Source organism: Streptomyces sp. Je 1-79 (assembly GCF_025195125.1).
Taxonomy (GTDB): Bacteria; Actinomycetota; Actinomycetes; order Streptomycetales; family Streptomycetaceae; genus Streptomyces.
This window is the reverse complement of sequence record NZ_JAMGSL010000018.1, coordinates 1-12,494: the sequence shown is the minus strand read 5'-3', so window position 1 is coordinate 12,494 and position 12,494 is coordinate 1. Positions and strand designations below refer to the sequence as shown.

General features: G+C 72.9%; 12 protein-coding genes and 1 rRNA gene. 2 read left to right on the top strand and 11 right to left on the bottom strand.

Going from position 1 to position 12,494, the window contains the following annotated elements:
* Positions 1–30 precede the first annotated feature (30 nt).
* From recN to M5362_RS29740, 4 genes are all read right to left on the bottom strand, one after another.
* Complete coding sequence (recN, locus tag M5362_RS29755) at positions 31–1,749, bottom strand: DNA repair protein RecN (RefSeq protein WP_260231029.1); 1,719 nt, start codon at positions 1,747–1,749, stop codon at positions 31–33.
* A gap of 139 nt (positions 1,750–1,888) precedes the next feature.
* Positions 1,889–2,806, bottom strand: a complete 918-nt coding sequence (locus M5362_RS29750) for an NAD kinase (RefSeq protein ID WP_260230914.1) — start codon at positions 2,804–2,806, stop codon at positions 1,889–1,891.
* Positions 2,803–3,618, bottom strand: a complete 816-nt coding sequence (locus M5362_RS29745) for a TlyA family RNA methyltransferase (protein WP_260230913.1) — start codon at positions 3,616–3,618, stop codon at positions 2,803–2,805. Before M5362_RS29745 ends, M5362_RS29750 begins: the two co-directional genes overlap by 4 nt.
* Positions 3,619–3,715: 97 nt before the next feature.
* Positions 3,716–4,003 (bottom strand): hypothetical protein, encoded by a 288-nt coding sequence (locus tag M5362_RS29740; protein ID WP_374214551.1) that lies wholly within the window; start codon positions 4,001–4,003, stop codon positions 3,716–3,718.
* A gap of 51 nt (positions 4,004–4,054) precedes the next feature.
* On the opposite strand from M5362_RS29740, the gene M5362_RS29735 reads away from it, so the two are divergent.
* Positions 4,055–4,402, top strand: coding sequence for an SCP2 sterol-binding domain-containing protein (locus tag M5362_RS29735; protein WP_260230911.1), 348 nt, complete (start codon positions 4,055–4,057; stop codon positions 4,400–4,402).
* Here the strand turns inward: M5362_RS29735 and M5362_RS29730 are convergent.
* The 4 genes from M5362_RS29730 to M5362_RS29715 form a co-directional block, all read right to left on the bottom strand.
* On the bottom strand, positions 4,391–5,275 hold the full coding sequence (locus M5362_RS29730) for an ABC transporter ATP-binding protein (RefSeq protein ID WP_260230910.1): 885 nt from the start codon (positions 5,273–5,275) through the stop codon (positions 4,391–4,393). The two genes, M5362_RS29735 and M5362_RS29730, sit on opposite strands and share 12 nt — an antisense overlap.
* The gene (locus M5362_RS29725) at positions 5,272–6,306 is read right to left on the bottom strand and encodes an iron chelate uptake ABC transporter family permease subunit (RefSeq protein ID WP_260230909.1); all 1,035 of its coding nucleotides are present in this window, start codon (positions 6,304–6,306) and stop codon (positions 5,272–5,274) included. Before M5362_RS29725 ends, M5362_RS29730 begins: the two co-directional genes overlap by 4 nt.
* Positions 6,303–7,358 carry an iron chelate uptake ABC transporter family permease subunit gene (locus tag M5362_RS29720; protein WP_374214549.1) on the bottom strand — a complete coding sequence of 352 codons (1,056 nt, stop codon included), beginning with the start codon at positions 7,356–7,358 and terminating at the stop codon, positions 6,303–6,305. The genes M5362_RS29725 and M5362_RS29720 overlap by 4 nt, the downstream gene beginning before the upstream one ends.
* 162 nt (positions 7,359–7,520) lie before the next feature.
* Positions 7,521–8,621 carry an HAD hydrolase-like protein gene (locus M5362_RS29715; protein WP_260231027.1) on the bottom strand — a complete coding sequence of 367 codons (1,101 nt, stop codon included), beginning with the start codon at positions 8,619–8,621 and terminating at the stop codon, positions 7,521–7,523.
* 78 nt (positions 8,622–8,699) lie between these two features.
* Here M5362_RS29715 and M5362_RS29710 point away from each other — a divergent pair, with 78 nt between their 5' ends.
* The gene (locus M5362_RS29710; RefSeq protein ID WP_260230908.1) at positions 8,700–9,974 is read left to right on the top strand and encodes a DUF1015 domain-containing protein; all 1,275 of its coding nucleotides are present in this window, start codon (positions 8,700–8,702) and stop codon (positions 9,972–9,974) included.
* 52 nt (positions 9,975–10,026) lie between these two features.
* Here the strand turns inward: M5362_RS29710 and M5362_RS29705 are convergent, their stop codons facing one another.
* The 3 genes from M5362_RS29705 to rrf form a co-directional block, all read right to left on the bottom strand.
* Entirely contained in the window at positions 10,027–10,785 is a 759-nt protein-coding gene (locus M5362_RS29705; RefSeq protein WP_260230907.1) for a tetratricopeptide repeat protein, read from the bottom strand.
* Positions 10,767–12,056 (bottom strand): hypothetical protein, encoded by a 1,290-nt coding sequence (locus tag M5362_RS29700; protein WP_260230906.1) that lies wholly within the window; start codon positions 12,054–12,056, stop codon positions 10,767–10,769. Before M5362_RS29700 ends, M5362_RS29705 begins: the two co-directional genes overlap by 19 nt.
* 212 nt (positions 12,057–12,268) lie before the next feature.
* Positions 12,269–12,385 (bottom strand): 5S ribosomal RNA (gene rrf / locus M5362_RS29695).
* Between the last annotated feature and the right edge of the window lie 109 nt (positions 12,386–12,494).

Sequence of the window (12,494 nt, the reverse complement as noted above, 5' to 3'; positions counted from 1 at the left end):
CGGCGGGTCGTCATGAGGGCGCGGCGCCCGTCAGCCGTCCGCGCGGGCCGTCGCCAGGAGTTCCTCCGCGTGGGCCCGTGCGGTCTCCGAGTCCTCCTGGCCCGCCAGCATCCGCGACAGCTCGCGGACCCGGTCCTCGCCCTCCAGGACGGTCACGCCGGAGCGTGTCACCGATCCGTCGTTGGTCTTCTCCACCAGCAGCTGCCGGTCGGCGAAGGCCGCGACCTGCGGAAGGTGGGTGACGACCACGACCTGCGCCGTCCTGGCGAGCTTCGCGAGCCGGCGGCCGATCTCCACCGCCGCCTTGCCGCCGACGCCCGCGTCGACCTCGTCGAAGAGGTAGGTCGGCACCGGGTCCGTACCCGCGAAGACGACCTCGACCGCCAGCATCACCCGGGACAGCTCACCCCCGGACGCGCCCTTCGCGATCGGCCGCGCGGGCGCGCCCGGGTGCGGTGCGAGCAGCAGCTCGACCTCGTCGGCGCCGCACGACGTGTACGCGACCCGGCGCCCGCCGACCTCGACGCCCTCCGGATCCTCGGTCTGCCGGATGTCGAAGGACACGCGCGCGTGGGGCATGGCGAGCGAGGCCAGTTCGGCGGTGACCGCGTCGGCGAACCGCGCCGCCGCCTCCGTACGGGCGTCGGTGAGCGCCTGCGCGAGGACGGACAGTTCGGCCCGCAGCGCGTCCCGCTCGGCGGTCAGGTCGCCGATGCGGTCGTCGTCGCCCTCCAGCTCCGTGAGCCGGGCCGCGCTCTCCTGCGCCCACGCCAGGACGCCGGCGACGTCCTCGCCGTACTTCCGGGTGAGCTGGGTCAGCGCCGCGCGCCGCTCCTCGACGGCCGCGAGGCGGCGCGGGTCGGCGTCCAGGTTGTCGGCGTATCCGGCGAGTTCCCCCGCCACGTCGGCGAGCAGGATCGAGATCTCGCCCATCCGGTCGGCGAGCGCGGCGAGCGCCGGATCGTGCGACCGTACGGCTTCCAGCGCGCGGCCCGCCCCGGCGACGAGGGTCGTCGCGTCGACGGCCTCCGGGTCCTCGGGCTGGCCGGCCAGTGCGGCGTGCGCGAGCGCGGCGGCCGAGGCGAGGGCCTCGGCGTGCCCGAGCCGCTCCGCCTCCGCGCCGAGCTCGACGTCCTCCCCGGCGAGCGGTTCGACGGCCTCGATCTCACCGAGTCCGAAGCGCAGCAGATCGGCCTCCTGGGCCCGCTCCCGCGCCCGGGTGGTGATCTCGTCCAGCTCGGCGACGACGGCCCGCAGCCGCCGGTACGCCTCCGCGTACGCGGCGAGCGGTACGGCGACGGCCTCGCCCGCGTACCGGTCGAGCGCACCACGCTGCCGGGCCGGCTTGAGCAGCCCCTGCTGGTCGGTCTGGCCGTGCACGGCGACGAGTTCGTCCGCGAGCTCGGCCAGCAGGCCGACGGGCACGGAGCGTCCGCCGAGATGGGCGCGCGAGCGCCCCTCCGCGGAGATCGTCCGGCTGACGAGCAGAGCGCCGTCGTCCAGCTCGGCGCCCGCCTCCTCGGCGCGTAGGGCGACGCCCGAGCCGTCGGGCAGGGTGATCCGCCCCTCGACCACGGCCGAGCCCGCGCCGATCCGCACCAGGGCGGGGTCGGCGCGCCCGCCGAGCAGCAGCCCCAGGCTGGTCACGACCATGGTCTTGCCGGCGCCGGTCTCGCCGGTCACCGCGGTGAAACCGGGCGACAGCTCGACAACAGCGTCGTCGATGACCCCGAGCGACCGTATCCGCATCTCCTCCAACACGGGGAAGACCTTACGAGGTCGAGCACCCCCCGTGCGACGGGCCCTGCCGGAACGGGGCGAATCCGCAGGTCGGGACCGCGGCTGTCACCCGTGGGGGTGGGCAGGCGCGGGCCGGCGGCGAGACTCCCTAGTGGGGCGCTCCGCGCCACCCCGACACCGGGAGGGCGAACTTCGCCACCAGCCGGTCGGTGAACGAGGCGTGGTGCAGCCGGGCGAGCCGTACCGGCACCGCGCCCCGGCGGACCTCGACCCGCGCCCCGGCGGGGAGTTCGACCGTCCTGCGGCCGTCGCACCACAGCACGCCGTTCGGTGTGTGGGGTTCGACCTCGACCGTGAGCACCGACTCGGGCGTCGTCACGAGCGGCTTGGCGAACAGTGCGTGCGCCCCGATCGGAACCATGAGCAGCGCCTCGACCTCGGGCCAGATCACCGGCCCGCCGGCCGAGAAGGCGTACGCCGTCGAGCCCGTCGGAGTCGCGCAGATCACTCCGTCGCAGCCGAATCCGGTGACCGGCCGGCCGTCGATCGCGATCACGACCTCCAGCATCCGTTCCGGGGAGACCTTCTGCACGGCCGCCTCGTTCAGCGCCCAGTCCCGGTGCAGTACGTCGCCGTTCTCGTACACGACGACGTCGAGGGTCATCCGCTCCTCGACCTCGTACGCGCGCGTGACGACCCGGTCGACGACCTTGTCGAGGTCGTCGCGCTCGGCCTCCGCGAGGAAGCCGACGCGTCCCAGGTTGACGCCCAGCATCGGCACGCCGGACGCCCGTGAGAACTCCGAGCCGCGCAGCAGCGTGCCGTCGCCGCCGAGGACGACGAGCAGCTCACAGCCCTCCAGCGCGTCGGTACAGGCTTCCGGCACGGTCTCCACGGACGGGGGCAGCGGCAGGTCGGCCGCCTCCGCCTCCAGGACACGGACGCCGATCCCGCTGCGCAGGAGTCCGAGTACGACGAGTTCGGCGCTGCGCACGGCGGCCGGCCTGCCGGTGTGCGCGAGCAGGAAGACGGTACGAGCAGGAGATGGTGCGGTCGTTGAGCTCAACGAGGTCCCTCCGCCACGGCGCGGTCGACATCCGCCGGATCCAGAGCGGGCGCTCCCGCCCGCAGCCACAGAAAGTACTCGACGTTGCCGGAGGGCCCCGGCAGCGGGCTCGCCGTCACACCCAGCACCCCGAGCCCGAGCTCGGCCGCCTGCCGCGCCACGTTCCGTACGGTGTCGGCCCGGAGCTCGGGGCTGCGGACGACGCCACCGGTGCCGAGGCGTTCCTTGCCCACCTCGAACTGCGGCTTGACCATGAGCACGAGGTCCGCGTCGGGGGCGGTGCAGCGCGCGAGGGCGGGCAGCACGAGCCCGAGCGGGATGAAGGAGAGGTCGCCGACGACCAGGTCGGCAGGGGTCCCGTCGATCGCTTCGAGCGTCAACTCGCGTACGTTCGTCCGGTCCTTCACGGTGACCCGCTCGTCGCTCTGCAGCGACCACGCGAGCTGCCCGTAGCCGACGTCGACGGCGACGACGTGCGCGGCGCCCGCCCGAAGCAGGACGTCCGTGAACCCCCCGGTCGACGCGCCCGCGTCCAGCGCACGCCGGCCCTCGACCTTCAGCCCCTGCGGTACGAAGGCGGCGAAGGCGCCGGCCAGCTTGTGGCCGCCGCGCGAGACGTAGTCGGGGTCGGCGTCGTCCTGGGAGACGACGATGGCCGCGGCCGTCTCGACCTGGGTGGCGGGCTTGGTCGCGACCGTCTTGCCGACGGTCACCCGCCCGGCGGCGATCAGCTGGCTGGCGTGCTCGCGCGAGCGGGCGAGCTTGCGGCGTACCAGCTCGGCGTCCAGACGGCGGCGTGCCACTCCTGCCACGTTCGGTTCAGCTCCTGAGGTTGTGCGACGGGTTCTTACGACGGGGTTCTTACGACTGGTTGTACGACTGGTTGTACGGAGACGCGGACGGGACCGTTCACGGGCCGGGGGCCGGCCCTGGGCGGACGGCATCGAGCGAGGTCAGCTCGGCGCGCAGCCCACGGTGTACATCCTCGTACACCTCCAGGTGTCCGTCCGCCGCGAGGCTGTCGGCGTCGCCGAGCCGCTCCAGGAGGGCGTCCACGGCGGGACGGCCGGTGGGGAGCCGCTCCACGCCCAGGGGCGCGGGCGCGGCGGGCTCGAAGGCCCCCTCCTCACCCGGTGCCGTCTCCACGTCCGGGGCCGTGGCCTGCTCCTCGTCCGGTTCCGGCGCAGCATCCGTCACGTCGCTCATGCCCCGACGCTATCGCGAAGCCCTGAGGTACGGTCGGTCACGATGGCCACGATCGAGGAGTGCCGCAGCGCACTCGACAGACTTTCGGACAATCTCACGCGCGCGGACGGCGAGGTACGCAGCGCCGCGGCGCTCGACCGCACCCTGAGCTGCCACATCACGGACCTGGACACGACGTTCACCGGCCACCTCGCGGGCGGCCGGATCGAGGTCCAGGACACGGTGCCGGGCCCGCCGCCCGCCAAGGCGCAGATCCGCCTGGCGATGACGGGCGACGACCTCGTGGCGATGGTCAACGGCGATCTGAACTTCGCGAAGGCCTGGGCCTCCGGCCGGGTCAGGCTGGAGGCCGGCTTCCGCGACCTGCTGAAGCTGCGCTCACTTCTGTAGGGCCGGCGTGGACGCCCGGGCGGCGCGATCGCCCGCCCGGGCCCTGCGCCCCGCCGGCACCACCAGCGGCGTTCCCGTCTCCGGGTCCTCGATGACCTGGCAGCGGAGCCCGAAGACCCGCTCGACCAGCTCGGCCGTCACGACCTCGGCCGGCGGCCCCTCGGCGACGACCTCGCCGTCGCGGCAGGCGATGAGGTGCGTGGCGTACCGGGCCGCGTGGTTGAGGTCGTGGAGGACGGCGACGAGCGTGCGGCCCTGGTTCTCGTGCAGCTCGGCGCAGAGGTCGAGTACGTCGATCTGGTGCTGGATGTCCAGGAAGGTCGTCGGCTCGTCGAGGAGCAGCAGCGGGGTCTGCTGGGCGAGCGCCATCGCGATCCACACCCGCTGGCGCTGGCCGCCGGACAGCTCGTCGACGTACCGCTCGGCCAGCTCCGCGACACCGGTCGCGGCCATCGACTCCTGGACGATCCGCTCGTCCTCGGGCGACCACTGGCGCAGCAGCCCCTGGTGCGGGTAGCGCCCGCGGGCCACCAGGTCGGCGACGGTGATGCCGTCGGGGGCGATGGAGGACTGGGGCAGCAGACCGAGGGTCCTGGCGACCTTCTTGGCCGGCATGGCGTGGATGCTCTGCCCGTCGAGGAGCACACGGCCCTCCGAGGGCTTGAGCATCCGGGACAGGGCGCGCAGCAGGGTCGACTTGCCGCAGGCGTTGGGCCCGACGATCACCGTGAACGAGTTGTCGGGGATCTCGACGGACAGGTCGCGGGCGATGACCCGCTGGTCGTAGGCGAGGGTGACCGACTCCGCGCTGAGCCGCTGGGTCCGACGGTCCATGGTGGTGCTCCTGATGTTCTTCTCGTTCGAATCCGTCATATCCGTCCCGCCTTGCGTTCGGTGACGAGCAGCCACAGCAGATAGCAGCCGCCGAGCACCCCGGTGACGACACCCACGGGCAGCTGCCGCTCGCCGAAGGCGTGGGTCGCGGTCCAGTCGGCGACGAGCAGCAGCACGGAGCCCATGAGGGCGGAGGCGGCGAGGTTGGGCCCGGGGGCGCGGGTCAGCCGGCGGGCGAGCTGCGGGGCGCTGAGGGAGACGAAGACGATGGGGCCGGCCGCGGCGGTGGCCACGGCGACGAGCAGGACGGCGGAGCCCATCAGCACGATGCGGGTCCGCTCGACCCGTACCCCGAGGGCGTACGCGGAGTCGTCGCCCATCTCCAGCATCCGCAGCGCCCGGCCGTGCCCCAGGACCAGCGGGATCAGGACGCAGCTGACGGCGAACAGCGGCCAGAACTGGGCCCAGTCGCGCCCGTCGAGCGAGCCGGTCATCCAGACCGTGGCGCGGGTGGCGTCGACGAGGTCGGCCTTGGTGATGAGGTAGTGGATGACGGCGGTGAGCATCGCGGCCGCGCCGATGCCGACGAGGACGAGCCGGTAGCCGTGGATCCCGCGCTTCCAGGCCAGGAGGTAGATCGCGGTACCGGTGACCAGCGCTCCGACGACGGCGCCGCCCGCGGCGGCCATGGCGCTGCCCTGGAAGAGCACGATGACGCCCAGCGCGCCCACCGTGGCGCCCTGGCCGAAGCCGATGACGTCGGGGCTGCCGAGCGGGTTGCGGGAGATGGACTGGAAGACGGCCCCGCCGACGCCGAGCGCCGCGCCGACGAAGACGGCGACGAGGACGCGCGGCAGCCGCAGCTCCATGACCGCGAACTCCTGGACGGGAGTCCCGTCGCCGAGGAGGGTGGCGACCACGTCGCCGGGGGGCACGGGGAAGTCCCCGCTGCCGATGAGGACGACGGCCACGGCGAGGGTGACCACGAGCAGCGCGACCAGGGAGAGGGCGGCGCGGGGCGCGTAGCGCAGGGAGAGTCCGCCGCCGGTCCGTAGCGTCTTGGTGGTCACAGCTGGGCCATCCTCTTGCGGCGGACGAGGCGAATGAAGACGGGTCCGCCGACGAGCGCGGTGACGATGCCGACCTGGAGCTCCGCGGGGCGGGCGACGAGCCGGCCGATCACGTCGGAGCCCAGGAGCAGGACGGGCGAGAGGACGGCGGCGTACGGGAGGATCCAGCGCATGTCGGGGCCGGTGATGGCGCGTACGAGATACGGGACCATCAGGCCGAGGAACACGATCGGCCCGCAGGCGGCGGTCGCGGCTCCGCACATCAGCGTGACGGCCGCCATGGCGGTGATCCGGGTGCGGTTGAGGTCGGCGCCGAGCGCGCGGGCGGTGTCGTCGCCCATCTCCATGGCGTTGAGCGGCCGGGAGATCAGGAGGGCGAGCACGACGCCGGCGAGGATGAACGGCGCGACGCGGCGCACGGTGTCCATGTCGGCGGAGGCGAGCGAGCCGACGGTCCAGAAGCGGAGCCGGTCGAGGGCGGCGGAGTTCAGCAGCTGCACGGCGTTGACGTACCCGTACAGCGCGGCGGTGGCGGCGGTTCCGGCGAGCGCGAGGCGTACGGGGGTGGAGCTGCGGCTGCCGCCGAGGACGTACACCACGACGGAGACGACGGCCGCGCCCGCGAACGCGAACCAGATGTAGTCGCCGACGTCCGTGATCCCCAGGAACGCGATCGCGGAGACGACGGCGGCCGCGGCCCCGGCGTTGACACCGAGCAGGCCGGGTTCGGCGAGCGGGTTGCGCGTGAGGCCCTGCATCACCGCACCGGAGAGGCCGAGCGCGACGCCGACGAGCAGCCCGAGGAGGGTCCGGGGGACGCGGACGTCATGGATGATGACGTCGTTTCCGACACCGGTGTTGTGGAACAGCCCGTGCCACACATCACCGAGCGGCACCGGTTTGGCGCCGACCATGATGCTCAGGACACAGACCAGCAGCAGGACTCCGACGGCCGCGACCAACCCGACCGCGCGCACGGAGTGCCGGCGCGTCGGCGTCTGGTCGGGGCCGGTCGGATCCGCGCTCGCTCGGGAGGGACTCTCGACCAACACGGGAGTTAGGTTAGCCTACCCTGCTATTCCTGTTCGATCCCCTCCCCGCAGGTCAGCGCCCGGCGGAGAGGCCTCACAGCTCCTCGCCCAGCGGGAGAGGACCGCACAGCCCGTCGCCCGGCGGGAAAGGGCCTCACAGCCCCTTGCCCGGCGGGAGAGGCCTCACAGCCCCAGTCGCTCCAGCGCCTTCCCCGCGTCCAGCCCGCACGCCCCGGCCCCGGCCTCCGTCCAGGCCGCCGCGCACAGCGCCCGCACCCCGTCCATCACGGGCCCCTCGCCGTCCAGGACGAGTTCGCCACCGCGCGCCTCGGCCGACCAGCCGCCGCAGACGAACCCGCCGTGCGCCCCGACCACTTGGGGCTGCCCGGTCAGCAACCCGCGCAGATCGGCGTCCACATACGTCGGCCGGTGCTCCGGCACCGCCGCGAGCAGCTGCGCCACGTCCGTCACCCCCGTCAGCACGAGCAGCGAGTCCACGCCCCCGTTGAACGCCCCCTCGATGTCCGTGTCGAGCCGGTCCCCGACCACCAGCGGCCGTTCGGCCCCCGTCCTCAACACGGTCTCCCGGTGCATCGGCGGCAGCGGCTTCCCCGCCACCTTCGGCTCCACGGCACCGCCCGTGGCGATCCGTACGACCTCCACCGCCGCCCCGTTCCCCGGCCCGATCCCCCGCGCCCCCGGAATCGTCAGGTCCGTGTTCGAGGCGTACCAGGGCACGCCCCGCGCCACGGCGTAACCCGCCTCCGCGAAGCGCGACCACGGCATCTCCGGCCCGCCGTACCCCTGCACCACCGCTGCCAGACCGGTCACGTCCGCCGACTCCACCGGTTCCAGGCCCCGTTCCCTCAGCGCCACCCGAAGGCCCTCCCCGCCGATCACGAGCACCGGCGACCCCGCGGGCACGTCGTCGGCGATCAGCCGCGCCACCGCCTGCGCCGAGGTGATGACGTCCCCCGCCTCGGCCGGCACACCCAGCTCGGTCAGATGCGCGGCCACAGCGTCCGGGGTCCGCAGCGCGTTGTTGGTGACGTACGCGAGGTGCATCCCGCCGGCCCGGGCCGCCGCCAGCGCCTCGACGGCGTGCGCGATCGCCTCCCCGCCCGCGTACACCACACCGTCCAGGTCGAGGAGGGCCGTGTCGTACGTCTCGCTCAGCGCCCCCTCGCTGCCGCCGGGCCGGTCCCTGTCCCGCCGCGGACCCGTCTGCGAGCCCCGCTCCGAGCCCTGCCGCAACCCCTGACCGTCCTGGCCGCCGTCACCCATGACCGTGCACTCCTCACGTCTCAGCCGTCGCACTCCCCCGATCATCGCTCATTGCCACCGCGCACTTACGATTGCTCAATGAACAGCAGAGGTCCTGCGGCCAACGACGGTCTGCACCTGGTCCCGTTCCGGGGACTCCGCTACGTCCCGGAGCGGGTCGGCAGTCTGGCCGCCGTGACCTCGCCGCCGTACGACGTCGTCGTACGGCCCGACGGACTGCACCACCTCGAGTCCGCCGATCCCCACAACATCGTCCGGCTGATCCTGCCGCAGGCCGTCACGGCGGGCACCCGCCACCGCAAGGCCGCCGTCACCCTCGACCGCTGGCTCGCGGACGGCGTCCTCGCACCGGATCCCGAGCCCGCTCTGTACGTGTACGAGCAGAGCAGCGGCGACATCCTCCAGCGGGGCATCATCGGCGCCCTGGAGCTCTCCACCCCGGCCGAGGGCATCGTGCTCCCCCACGAGGACGTCATGCCGCACGTCGTCGAGGACCGCGCGGCGCTGATGCGGACCACCGCGGCCAACCTGGAGCCGCTCCTTCTCACCTACCGGGGCGGTGCCGACGGCCCCGCCGACGTCATCGAACGCACCGTCAGGCGCGACCCGCTGCTCGCCACCACCACGGAGGACGGGTTCAGCCACCGCCTCTGGGCGGTCACGGACCCCGCCGATCTCGCGGCGGTCTCCGCCGGGCTCGCGGAGCAGCAGGCGCTGATCGCCGACGGCCACCACCGCTGGGCGACGTACCTCCGTCTCCGCGAGGAGCACGCCCAGCCCAGCCCGTGGAACTACGGCCTGGTGCTGCTCATCGACACCGCCCGCTACCCCCTCAGGGTCCGCGCCATCCACCGGCTGCTCAACCGCCTCCCCGTCGCCGACGCCCTCGCCGCCCTCGGCGACGGCTTCCGCGTCCGCCGCGTCGAGGGCACGCTGACGGAGGCCATGGAGACCCTGGCGTCCGCCGCGCGCGAGGGCAACGCCTTCCTCCTCGCCGGCGACGGCACCTTCCACATCGTGGACCGCCCCTCCCCGGAGCTCCTCGCCCGCACGGTCCCCGCGGACCGCCCCGAGGCGTGGCGCACCCTGGACGCCACGGTCCTGCACGCCACGCTCCTCGACCACCTGTGGCACCTCCCGGACGACCCGGAGGACATCAGCTACATCCACGACACCGAGGCCGCCGTCGAGCAGGCGGAACGCCGACGCGGTACGGCGGTGCTCATGCATCCCGTACGGGAGGAAGTCGTACGGGACCTTGCGCGGCAGGGCGTCACCATGCCCCGCAAGTCGACGTCCTTCGGACCGAAGCCGGCGACGGGCCTGGTCCTCAGAAGCCTGGCGCTGGACTGAGCGCACAGAAAAGGGCGGCACCCCCGGCAGGGGTGCCGCCCTTCTTCTTCAGTTACGCCCTGTCGTCCAGGTCGTCGTCCTCGTCGTCCTCGACGTCGTCCTGGTCGGCCCGGTCCGCCTCGTCCGCGGCCTCGGTCTCGGTCTCGGTCTCCAAGGTCTCCTCGGACGCTTCCAGGTCGTCGATGGCGTCCACGAACTCGACGCCGTCCAGCTCGGCGAGGCGGTCGGAGGCGTCCGTGGCCCCGTCCTTGTCGGACTCGAGCGCCTTGGCGAACCACTCACGTGCCTCGGCCTCACGCCCGGCCGCGAGCAGCGCGTCGGCGTAGGCGTACCGCAGACGCGCGGTCCACGGGTGGACGGCGGTGGACGCCAGCTCGGGGCTCTGGAGGGTCACGATGGCGGCGTCCAGCTGCCCCATGTCGCGACGGGCGCCGGCGGCGACGAGACGCATCTCGACCTGCCCGGACTTGTCCAGCTTATGCACCTCGGCCTCACCGGCCATGGCGAGCGCCCGCTCGGGCCGGCCCATGCCGCGCTCGCAGTCGGCCATCACGGGCCACAGCTCGACACCACCGGTCATCCGCCGCGCGGCACGGAACTCGGCCAGCGCCTCGGAGTACTTCTGCGTGGCGTACGCGGCGAAGCCGGCCGCCTCGCGGACGGCGGCGACACGGGAGGCGAGCCGCAGGGCGATACGGGAGTACGCGTACGCCTGCTCGGGGTCCTCGTCGATCAGGTTGGCGACCATGACGAGGTTGCGAGCGACGTCCTCGGCGAGCCCCTTGGGCAGGCTCATGAGCTCCTGGCGCACGTCCTGGTCGATCTCGTCACCGGTGACGTCGTCCGGGATCGGCAGCCGCTTGATGGGCGCGCGGTCGGGGCGGTCCCGGTCACGGTCGTCGCGACCGCGGTAGCCACCCCGGTCGTCGCGCCCGCGGTACCCACCCCCGCCCCGGCTGTCGTCACGCCGGTCGTCGCGACGGAAGCCACCACCGCGGCTGTCGTCACGACGGGGCCCACGGGGGCGGTCGTCACTCCGGTCGTCGCGACGGAAGGAAGGTCGGTCGTCACGGGGACGGTCCTCACGCGGACGGTCGTCACGACGGAACGACGACGGCCGCTCGTCGCGACGGTCGTCACGACGGAACGAGGGACGGTCGTCACGGCGGTCGTCACGGGGACGGTCGTCGCGACGGAAACCGCCACCGCGGGTGTCGTCACGGCGGTCATCACGACGGAACCCACCGCCGGAGCCGCCACCACGGTTGTCGTCACGACGGTCGTCCCGACGGAAGGCCGGCCGCTCGTCGCGACGGTCGTCGCGCCGGAACGAGGGACGGTCGTCACGGCGGTCGTCGCGCGGGCGGTCGTCACGGCGGAAGCCGCCACCACGGGTGTCGTCACGGCGGTCGTCGCGACGGAACCCACCGCCGGAGCCGCCACCGCGGTTGTCGTCACGGCGGTCATCGCGACGGAACCCACCGCCGGAGCCGCCACCACGGTTGTCGTCACGACGGTCATCCCGACGGAACGACGGACGGTCGCCACCGCGGTTGTCGTCGCGACGGAAACCGCCACCGGTGCCACCGCCACGGTTGTCGTCACGACGGTCGTCGCGCCGGAACGACGGACGGTCGTCGCGGCGGTCGTCACGGCGGAACCCACCGCCGCTGCCGCCACCGCGGTTGTCGTCGCGACGGAACCCACCGCCGCTGCCACCGCCACGGTTGTCGTCACGGCGGAAGGGGGGACGGTCATCGCGACGGTCGTCACGGGGACGGTCGTCGCGACGGAAACCGCCACCACGGGTGTCGTCACGCCGGTCGTCACGGCGGAAGCCACCGCCACCGCCGCCACCACGGTTGTCATCACGGCGGTCATCGCGACGGAAACCGCCACCGCTGGCGCCACGGTTGTCATCACGGCGGAAACCGCCGCCGCCGGCACCACGGTTGTCGTCACGGCGGTCATCGCGACGGAAGCCACCGCCGGAGCCGCCACCGCGGTTGTCACCACCGCGGTTGTCATCGCGACGGAAGCCGCCGCCACCGCCGCCACGGTTGTCGTCACGACGCGGGCCACGGAAGCCGCCCCGCTCGCCACCGTCCCTACGACGCGGCTCGCGCTCCGGACGATCGTCGGGAGAGTTGGTGGACATCGGCGTGACTCCTGTCTTCGGGTACTGCAGTCATTCTCGCGCAGTCGGCATCCCGACGCGCTTCGGCAAATACAAGGAAAAACAAAAGGACCCTTGGTCCCAGCATGAACGCTGGGACCAAGGGTCCTGAAAGATTGTTCGGCGGCGTCCTACTCTCCCACAGGGTCCCCCCTGCAGTACCATCGGCGCTGAAAGGCTTAGCTTCCGGGTTCGGAATGTAACCGGGCGTTTCCCTAACGCTATGACCACCGAAACCCTATCGGGTTCTAGCGAACAAGCACACTTTTCAGTTAAGTAAGTGAAACTGGTTCAACCGGTGCGACTGTTCGCAACCCGGGAACCACACAGTGGACGCGAGCAAA

Excerpts from the sequence above, each read along its gene's own strand:
- M5362_RS29730 (WP_260230910.1), bottom strand. The coding sequence starts at position 5,275 with ATGACGGATTCGAACGAGAAGAACATCAGGAGCACCACCATGGACCGT.
- M5362_RS29715 (WP_260231027.1), bottom strand. The coding sequence starts at position 8,621 with ATGGGTGACGGCGGCCAGGACGGTCAGGGGTTGCGGCAGGGCTCGGAG.
- recN (WP_260231029.1), bottom strand. The coding sequence starts at position 1,749 with ATGCGGATACGGTCGCTCGGGGTCATCGACGACGCTGTTGTCGAGCTG.
- M5362_RS29710 (WP_260230908.1), top strand. The coding sequence starts at position 8,700 with ATGAACAGCAGAGGTCCTGCGGCCAACGACGGTCTGCACCTGGTCCCG.
- M5362_RS29735 (WP_260230911.1), top strand. The coding sequence starts at position 4,055 with ATGGCCACGATCGAGGAGTGCCGCAGCGCACTCGACAGACTTTCGGAC.